Source organism: Streptomyces sp. DvalAA-14 (genome assembly GCF_900091855.1).
Taxonomy (GTDB): Bacteria; Actinomycetota; Actinomycetes; order Streptomycetales; family Streptomycetaceae; genus Actinacidiphila.
In genome coordinates this window covers 1-8,335 of sequence record NZ_FMCH01000090.1, presented here as the reverse complement: position 1 = coordinate 8,335, position 8,335 = coordinate 1, and the positions used below count along the sequence as shown (strand labels likewise).

Below are 8,335 nucleotides of genomic sequence, written 5' to 3'. Positions count from 1 at the left end.
CTGCTGGACGTGCCCGCGATCGGGGCGCGGGCCACGCTCGCCTGGGGCTTCGCCGCCGCGGTGCTGGGCGCCGGGATCGGCCGGGGCGTGCTCCTGGGCGCGGTCGCGGCGACGGTGGCGACCGCCTGCGGGCTGCGGGCCCTGACGTACCGGCTGCGCCGGGCCGGCGTCCGCCGCCGTCCCGGATCCACCCTGGTCGTCGGTGCCGGTCCGGCGGCCGGGCAGGTCGCCGCGACCCTGCTGAACCACCCGGAGTACGGGATGCGCCCGGTGGGCCTCGTCATCCCGGACGCCGCCGACGACGGGCCCGCAGTCCGCCCGCCGGGCGCCCTGCCGGTGCTCGCCGGCTCCGGCGAGATCACCCGGGCGGTGATCCAGAACGCGGTGCGCTACGCGGTCGTGGCCGGCCCGCCCGTGCCGGACGCGCGCACCGCCGCCACCGTACGGCTGCTGGCCGGGCACGGCTGCCGGGTCTGGCAGTTGGGCGCCGGACCCGGCCGCGCGCCGTCCGGCCACCTGTGGGGATTCACCGCCCGGCCGCTGGAGTTGGACCTGTGCCCGGCGCCGGGCCCGGTGGGCCGGTCGGCCAAGCGCGCGCTGGACGCGGTGGTGTCCGGCACCGCGCTGCTGTGCCTGTCGCCCGTGCTGGCCGCCTGCGCCCTGGCGGTACGGCTGGCCGACGGGCCCGATGTGATCTTCCGGCAGGAGCGGATCGGGCTGGGCGGACGGCCGTTCACCATCCTGAAGTTCCGCACCCTGCGGCCCAGCGGCGGCGAGTGGGAGTCCGCGACCCGCTGGAGCATCGCCCACGACGGACGGATGACCCGGGTCGGGCGGCTGCTGCGCCGTACCTCGCTCGACGAGCTGCCGCAGCTGTGGAACGTGCTGCGCGGCGACATGAGCCTGGTCGGTCCCCGGCCCGAACGGCCGCACTTCGTCGAGCAGTTCGGCGCCACCCACCCCGGCTACCGGGACCGGCACCGGATGCCGGCCGGCATCACCGGGCTGGCCCAGGTGCACGGGCTGCGCGGCGACACCTCGATCGCCGACCGGGCCCGCTTCGACAACCACTACATCGACAGCTGGTCGCTGTGGCAGGACATCGAACTCCTGCTGCGCACCGCCTTCTCGGTGTTCCGGTTCGGCGGCAGCTGATGACCCTGACGCTCTCCGTCCCCGGTCCGGGCGCGATCCGCAGCTACCTGACGGCACGTCAGCTCGCAGATCTGGCGCCGCTGCTGCCCGCGCTGGCCACCGTGCTGCTGCTGGCCGTGCCCGTCACTACCGGTGACGTCAGCAGGTCCGGCAAGATCACCCCGGCCGACGCGGCGTCCGCCGTGCTCGTCCTGACCTGCGCGGTGCGGCTGGTGCGCGCCCGGCGGCGAGTCCTCCGTCCGGCCGCGGCGATCGTGCTCGGGGCGCCCCTGGTCGGTTGCGCGCTGTCCGCGGCGACTTCGCTCGATCCGGGTGCCGGGCTGGCCGGATTCCTGCGCTACGCCCAGGTGTTCGTGCTGGTCCCCGCCTCCGTCGTGCTCCTGCTCCGCGACCGGCGGGACTTCGCGGTGGTGGCCGGCAGCGTCGTCGCGCTCGCGCTGGTGCAGGGGGCGGTCGGCGTGTGGCAGTACTCGACCGCCACCGGCGCCTCGTACATGGGCGAGGACATCCGGGCGGTCGGCACCTTCGGCCCCTCCGACATCATGGGTATGGCGACGGTGGTCGCGTACGGGCTGGTGATCGCGGTCGGCTGCGCGCTGGCGCCCGGCCCGACCCGGTTGCGGCTGGGCGCGCTGGCCTGCGCGGCCGCGCTGGCCGTACCGCTGACGGTGTCCTTCAGCCGGGGGACGTGGATCGCGACCGCGGTGGCCTGCGCGGCGATGACGGTGCTCGCCGGGCGGCGGCAGGCGGTGCGGATCTTCGCGGTGCTGGCCGCGTGCGCCGTGCTGCTGGTCGGCGGGGTCGGAACGGGCTCGCAGCTGATCGGCCAGCGGCTGGCCAGCATCACCCAGGTCACCGACGCGCCCGACCCGTCCGTCACCGACCGCTACACCCTCTGGGCCGCGGCCGTGTCGATGTGGCGCGAGCACCCCGTCACCGGCGTCGGCCTGAAGCGCTTCCCCGACGAACGTGACAGCCACGCCTCCCTCGCGCTGTCCTCCGGCAGCGATACGGCGGGCGCGGGCCAGGCGTTCCGGCGCGAGCCGCTGCTGTCCCCGCACAACATGTATCTGCTGGCTCTCAGCGAACAGGGCCTGCTGGGCTGCGCGCTGCTCACCGGCTCCTGGGCCGCGCTGCTCGCCACCGGCACCGCCCGCCTGTGGCGCGGCGCCCCGTCCGCCACCGGCCTGGCCTCGATCGGCCTGCTGCTGTGGAGCTGCGTCGACTTCCTCTACGCCGACATCGGCGGCCCCTGCACCGTGTTGACCGCGACCGTGCTGGGCCTGACCGCCTGGTGGGCCCTCGACCCCGCGAACGGCGCGGCGCGATGACCGACCCGATGTGGCGGCCCGCGGCCCCGGCCGACGGCCCGGTGCGGCCGCCCGGCCCACCGGTCCGCTCGCCGGGCCCCGCGCGGGTTCTTTCGCACGGCTCCGCCCCGGCCGGCTCCCCGACCCCTGCCGCGATCCCCTCGGTAGCCCCCGCCGCGGTCCCCTCGGCCGTCCCCGACCAGGGCGCGGACCCGGCGCGTACGGCCGGTCGCGCCTCCGACGGGCTGGCCCGGGCCGCCGGGGTCACCGTCGCGCTGAGCATGGCCGGCTCGGTGTTCGGTCTGGTCAGGGATCAGGGCATCGCCCATCTGTTCGGCGCCGGGGCGGAGTCGGACGCGTTCCTGGTGGCGTGGACGGTGCCCGAGGTGGCGGCCACCGTGCTGATCGAGGACGCGATGGCGCTGCTGATGGTGCCCGCGTTCAGCGGGGCGCTGGCCCGCGGCGGCGCGGTGACCGGGCTGGTCAGCAGGACGCTGCCGCGGCTGCTGGCGCTGCTGGCGGTGCTGACGGCCGCGCTGGCGGCCGGCGCGCCCTGGGTGGTTGGCGCGCTGGCGCCGGGGCTCGCGGACCCGTCCGCCGCGGTGGCCTGTACGCGGCTGACCTCGGTGAGCGTCCTCACCTTCGGCCTGGCCGGCTACCTGTCCGCCGCCCTGCGGGCGCACCGCCGCTTCGTACCGCCCGCGGCGATCTACGTCGCCTACAACCTCGGCATCGTCGCCACCCTCTACGCCCTGCACGGCCGCTTCGGCATCGAGTCGGCGGCGGCCGGGGTCGCGGTCGGCGGCGCCTTGATGGTCGCGATCCAACTCCCGGCGGCGCTGCGGGAGATGCGCGGCAGCAGGCCGCTGCCCGTGACCCCGCCCAACCCGCACCGGGCCCTCGGTCTGGCCCTGCTCGCCCCGGTCGTCCTGTTCACTCTCGGCCGCCAGGCGCAGGTCCTCGTCGAGCGGTACTTCGCCGCCCCGCTTCCGCCGGGAGCCATCTCCCATCTCAACTACGCTCAAAAGGTTGCCCAGTTGCCGATGGCCCTGTCCGTCGTCATCTGTACGGTCACCTTCCCGGCGGTGTCCCGCGCGCTGGCCGAGGGCGACCGGGAAAGAGCCCGCGCACGCGTCGAGCGCGATCTGACCCTCGCCTGCGTGGTGGTGCTGATCGGCACCGCCTATGTCATCGCCTGCGCGCCGCAGATCATCCACGTGCTCTTCCAGCGGGGCGAGTTCACCGCCGCCGACACCGCCGCGACGGCCGCCGTGATGCGGGTCTACGCCCTCGGACTGCTGGGGCAGAGCCTGGTCGGCGCACTGGTCAGGCCGTACTTCTCTGCGGCCCGGCCCACCTGGTATCCCGCCGGATCGATGGCGGTCGGCCTGCTCGTCACCGCGCTGGCGGACGGCCTCACCGTCGGCCCCTGGGGCGCGTACGGGATCGCGGCGGGCAACGCGGCCGGGATCACCGTCACGGCCGGGCTGCTGCTGCGCGGCCTGGGCGCGCACAGCGTGGCGATCCGGGCCCGGGCGATCGCGCCCGGCCTGACGCGCACGGTCCTCTGCGCGGCCGTCGCGGCCCTGTCGGGCTGGCTGACGGCCGCCCGGCTGCCGGGCGCGCTGTCCGCGGCCGTCGTCTGCGGCCTGGTCGTCCCGGCCGCCTTCGCCGCCGCGGCCGTCGCCGTGCGCGTACCGGAACTGCCGTATCTGCTCGCCACCGTGAGACGGAAGGCCCGCCGATGACCGCTGACCCGCTCGCTCCCCGCAGCCGCCGGACCGTGCGGCGCGCACCCTGGGCGCTGATGTACCACTCCGTCGGGGACACCCGGGACGATCCCTACCTGATCACCGTCGGCCCGGACCGGCTCGCGGCGCAGCTGCGCTGGCTCAACCGGCACGGCCTGACCGGGGTGACCATGCGGGAACTGCTCGCCGCCCGCGCGGCCGGCAAGGATCACGGTCTGGTCGGGCTCACCTTCGACGACGGCTACGCCGACTTCCTCCAGCTCGCCGTGCCCGCCCTGCGCCAATACGGCCACACGGCCACGGTGTTCGTCCTGCCGGGCCGGCTCGGCGGCGGCAACGACTGGGATCCGGAGGGTCCCCGCAAACCGCTGCTCGACGCGGACGGCATCCGCGAGGCGGCCGGCGCGGGTATGGAGATCGGCTCGCACGGCCTGCTCCACCTCGATCTCACCGCGGTCGACGACGCCACCCTCGCCGCCGAAGTCGCCGACAGCCGGACCCTGTTGGCCGAGGTGACCGGCGCCCCGCCGATCGGCTTCTGCTATCCGTACGGGGTGGTGGACCCGCGTGCGGTGCGTGCGGTGCGCCGGGCCGGCTACACCTACGGCTGCGCGATCACCCCCGGACCGCTCACGTCCGTCCTCGCCCTGCCGCGCACCCATGTCGGCAACCGGGAGACGGCCCCGCGCCTGCACGCCAAACGCCTGCTGCACGGTGTCCGCAGCCGGCGGCTGACCGATCTGCGGGCGCCCGAGGCCGCCGCGCTGGCCGCCGCCGGGCGCCAGCAGTGCCAGCAACTCCCACCCCAGCAGCACCCCTTGCACCCGGAGCGCGGCCCGGCCGCGCACCCGTACCGGCCGCCGGGGGACCGGCCCGAGCCACTGACCGAACGCCCCGGAGGGCATCCATGAGAGTTCTGCACGTCATCACCGGGCTCGGCATCGGCGGCGCGGAGCAGCAGTTGCGCCTGCTGCTGCGCGAACTCCCGCTGGAATGCCACGTCGTGACCCTCACCGACCCCGGACCGGTCGCCGCGGGGCTGCGCGCGGACGGTGTCCGCGTCACCCATCTCGGCATGTCCGGCAACCGCGACCTGACCGCGCTGCCGCGCCTGACCTCCCTCATCCGCAAGGGCCGCTACGACCTGGTGCACACCCACTTGTACCGGGCCTGCGTCTACGGCCGGATCGCCGCCCGTCTCGCCGGGGCCGGCGCCGTGGTCGCCACCGAGCACTCGCTGGGCGCCACCCAGATCGAGGGGCGGCCCCTGACGTTCGGCACCCGGGCCCTGTACCGGGCCACCGAGCGCCTCGGCTCCGGCACGCTGGCCGTGTCCGCGACCGTCGAACGCCGCCTGGGAGCCTGGGGAGTGCCCGCGCGGCGACTGCGGCTGGCCCCCAACGGCATCGACCCGGCTGTCTTCCGCCACCGCGAGCAGGCCAGGGCCGCCACCCGGGCCCGGCTGGCCCTCCCGGACGACGCCTTTGTCTTCGGTGGCGTCGGCCGGCAGGTCGCGGCCAAGAAGTTCGACGTCCTCATCCGCGCGGTCGCCGACCTTCCCGGCGCCCACCTCCTCCTGGTCGGCGACGGTCCCGAACGCATCCCGTTGCTGCGGCTCATCCAGGACCTCGGCGTCGCCGGCCGTATCCGTCTGGCGGACCGGGCGGACTCCTCCGCGGATCTCGCCGAACTGCTCGGCGCCATGGACCTGTTCGTCTCGCTCAGCGCCGAGGAGACCTTCGGCCTGGCGGTGGTCGAGGCGCTCGCCGCCGGACTGCCCGCCCGGTATGTGTCCTGTCCGGCCGTGGAGGACCTGCCGCCGGAGGAGGCGCCCGGGGCCCGCCGGATGGAGCTGTCCGAACTCCCGGCGGTCCTGCGCGCGGAGCAGGCGTCCGGCCCGCACCGGCTGCCGGTGCCGGCGGCCGTCGAGCGGTACCACATCGCCCGTACCGCCGAGCAGGTGATGGCCCTGTACGCCACCGCGCTGGGCCGGGCCGGCACCGCCCTGCCGGCCCAGGCCACCACCGGACCGGCCCGGGGAGCCGAGGCTGCCACGCCCGGCCGGCCCACCCGGACCGCGGACGCCGTGCCCCACCCGGCCGCCGCCCCCGCCTCCCCCCGCCCCGCCGAGCACACCGGGCAGGCCGGGCAGGCCGGGCAGGCCGGGCAGGCCGGGCAGGCCGACGACGCCGAGCACGCCGGGACCGTTGACCAGGCCGCGAGTGCCGCGAGTGCAGCGAGTGCCGCGACTACCGCGAGCGCCGGGACCGTCGAGAAATGAGGGACCGCATGGACGAGAAGCACGACCCGTACCGCCCGGGGCGCCGCGGCCGTTGGCAGGGGTGGGGGCGGGGGCTCCCCCGCTGGGTGACGCTGCCGCTGGGCGTGGGGATCGGACTGCTCGGCGGGCTCGGCTACGGGCTGGCGGCCACCCCGCAGTTCGCCGCGACCAGCTATGTGATGGTCGTACCGCAGCACGCCGGCGACTCCGCGACCGCGCTCGGCTTCGCGCAGGCGTACGGGCGGATCGTCACCGGCGCCGCGGTACTGGCCGGGGCGCAGCAGGCCACCGGCATCAGCGCCGCCGGCCTGCGCGACGACGTCCAGGCCGCGACCTCGCCCGACGCCCCGATGATCTCCATCACCGGGACCGCCGCCCACGGCCCGGCCGCCGCGAGCATCGCCAACGCCGTCGCCACCTCGCTGACCGCGACCGCCGACCGCAACGCCGCCGCCACCGGGGTGCGCCTGCTGCTCTTCTCCCCCGCGCTCGCCCCCGCGTCGCCGGCCTCCCCCTCCGCGGCACTCGCCGGCGCGGTCGGCGCCAGCGCGGGCGGCCTGCTCGGCGCACTGGTCCTGCTGGTCCGGCCGCGCGAGGACCGCGACCGGCCGGCCACCGCCGTCCTCCCCACCCCGGGTCCCGGCGCGTACGACCCGCAGGACCGTCCCGAACTCCACCAACACCACCAACACCACGAGCGCGAACACGAACACGAAGAGCAGCCCGAACAGCACGACCAGCGCCATGAGTCCGCCCGGGCGGCGGTGTGACCGCCCTCGACCGGACGGCGGAAGCGCCCGCCACCGCCCCCTACCCGGCCGGCGGCCTGCGGACCGCGGTCTGCCGCGACCCCCGCGCCTTCGCCGCGCTCGCGCCTGCCTGGACCCGGCTGCACCGCGCCTGCCCGGCCGCCACCCCCTTCCAGACCCACGCCTGGCAGCACTCCTGGTGGCAGTCCTACGGCGTCCCCGGCCGACTGGTGCTGGTGCTGGTCTGGCGGGGAAGGGACTGGTGGGCGCGGCGCCACTGACCCGGATCCACCGCCCGTATCCGGTGCTCGTACCGCTTGGCGGGGCGATCACCGACTACACCGATGTGCTCGTCGACCGGCAGGCCGACGCCGACGGCCGGGTGACCGCCGCCCTCGCGCGCGGGATCCGCCGGGCGGCGGGCGGGGCCGTGGTCGAGTTCCGCGAAGTACGGTCCGGCGCCGCCGCCGAAGGGGTGTACGCGTGCTGGCCCGGGCCGAAGCGGCGGCTGGCGGACTCGATGTGCCTGGAGCTGCCCGGATGGGCGATGGACGACCTGATCGCCCGGGTGAGCAGCTCGCGTGGCCAGCGCATCCGCTCCGCACTGCGCAAGCTGGACACCGCCGGGATCGTGGAGCGCGACGTGCCGGCGCGCGAGGTACCCGCCGCGGTGGCGCGTCTGCTGCGGCTGCACCTGCTGCAATGGCGGGACCGAGAGGTGAACCCGGAGCACCAGCGGCTGCGCTTCGCCGAGCACCTGACCCGGGCCGTGGGGCTGATGGTGGCCTCCGGCGACGCGGTGCTCACCGAGTTCGGCCGGGGCGGCGAGGTGGTCGCCGCCAATCTCACCGTGCTCTCACCGGGCCTGGCCGGCGGCTATCTGTACGGCGCCGACCCCGCGCTGCGAGCGGCCAAAGTGGATCTGAACACGCTGCTGATGCGGCACGGCGTACGGCACGCGGCCGGCGGCGGGCGCGGCGCGCTGAGCCTGCTGCGCGGCGCGGAGCCGTACAAGTCCCACTGGCGCCCCGAGCCGCGCCCCAACCAGCGGCTGCTGCTGGCGGGCGGCCCGGCGGGCCCGCTGCTGCT

7 protein-coding genes and 1 pseudogene are annotated in these 8,335 nt (G+C 76.1%); all 8 read left to right on the top strand.

The genetic code is table 11. The annotated features are described in order from the left end of the window. Positions 1-1,155, top strand: a 1,155-nt coding sequence (locus GA0115240_RS04480; RefSeq protein WP_107407094.1) for a sugar transferase, incomplete at its 5' end; no start/stop codon positions are given. Continuing rightward, complete coding sequence (locus GA0115240_RS04475) at positions 1,155-2,486, top strand: O-antigen ligase family protein (protein WP_093735341.1); 1,332 nt, start codon at positions 1,155-1,157, stop codon at positions 2,484-2,486. The genes GA0115240_RS04480 and GA0115240_RS04475, both read left to right, overlap by 1 nt. Further along, a complete protein-coding gene (locus GA0115240_RS04470; protein WP_237554598.1) occupies positions 2,483-4,213 on the top strand; it encodes a murein biosynthesis integral membrane protein MurJ in 1,731 nt (576 codons plus the stop codon). Before GA0115240_RS04475 ends, GA0115240_RS04470 begins: the two co-directional genes overlap by 4 nt. Beyond that, positions 4,210-4,944: pseudogene (locus GA0115240_RS04465) on the top strand (polysaccharide deacetylase family protein); the annotation flags it as partial. The gene GA0115240_RS04470 and the pseudogene GA0115240_RS04465, both read left to right, overlap by 4 nt. A 179-nt stretch (positions 4,945-5,123) precedes the next feature. Next, on the top strand, positions 5,124-6,497 hold the full coding sequence (locus GA0115240_RS04460) for a glycosyltransferase (RefSeq protein ID WP_093735340.1): 1,374 nt from the start codon (positions 5,124-5,126) through the stop codon (positions 6,495-6,497). Between the two features lie 8 nt (positions 6,498-6,505). After that, positions 6,506-7,267: a hypothetical protein gene (locus tag GA0115240_RS04455; RefSeq protein WP_093735339.1), complete on the top strand. Its 762-nt coding sequence runs from the start codon at positions 6,506-6,508 to the stop codon at positions 7,265-7,267. Continuing rightward, on the top strand, positions 7,264-7,527 hold the full coding sequence (locus GA0115240_RS39130; protein WP_346267917.1) for a hypothetical protein: 264 nt from the start codon (positions 7,264-7,266) through the stop codon (positions 7,525-7,527). Before GA0115240_RS04455 ends, GA0115240_RS39130 begins: the two co-directional genes overlap by 4 nt. Further along, a partial coding sequence (locus tag GA0115240_RS04450) for a GNAT family N-acetyltransferase (RefSeq protein WP_346267916.1) occupies positions 7,509-8,335 on the top strand: 827 nt, incomplete at its 3' end. The genes GA0115240_RS39130 and GA0115240_RS04450, both read left to right, overlap by 19 nt.

What these genes read in the sequence shown, in the direction of transcription:
- GA0115240_RS04475 (WP_093735341.1), top strand. Translation starts at nt 1,155, where the DNA reads ATGACCCTGACGCTCTCCGTCCCCGGTCCGGGCGCGATCCGCAGCTAC.
- GA0115240_RS04470 (WP_237554598.1), top strand. Translation starts at nt 2,483, where the DNA reads ATGACCGACCCGATGTGGCGGCCCGCGGCCCCGGCCGACGGCCCGGTG.
- GA0115240_RS04460 (WP_093735340.1), top strand. Translation starts at nt 5,124, where the DNA reads ATGAGAGTTCTGCACGTCATCACCGGGCTCGGCATCGGCGGCGCGGAG.
- GA0115240_RS04455 (WP_093735339.1), top strand. Translation starts at nt 6,506, where the DNA reads ATGGACGAGAAGCACGACCCGTACCGCCCGGGGCGCCGCGGCCGTTGG.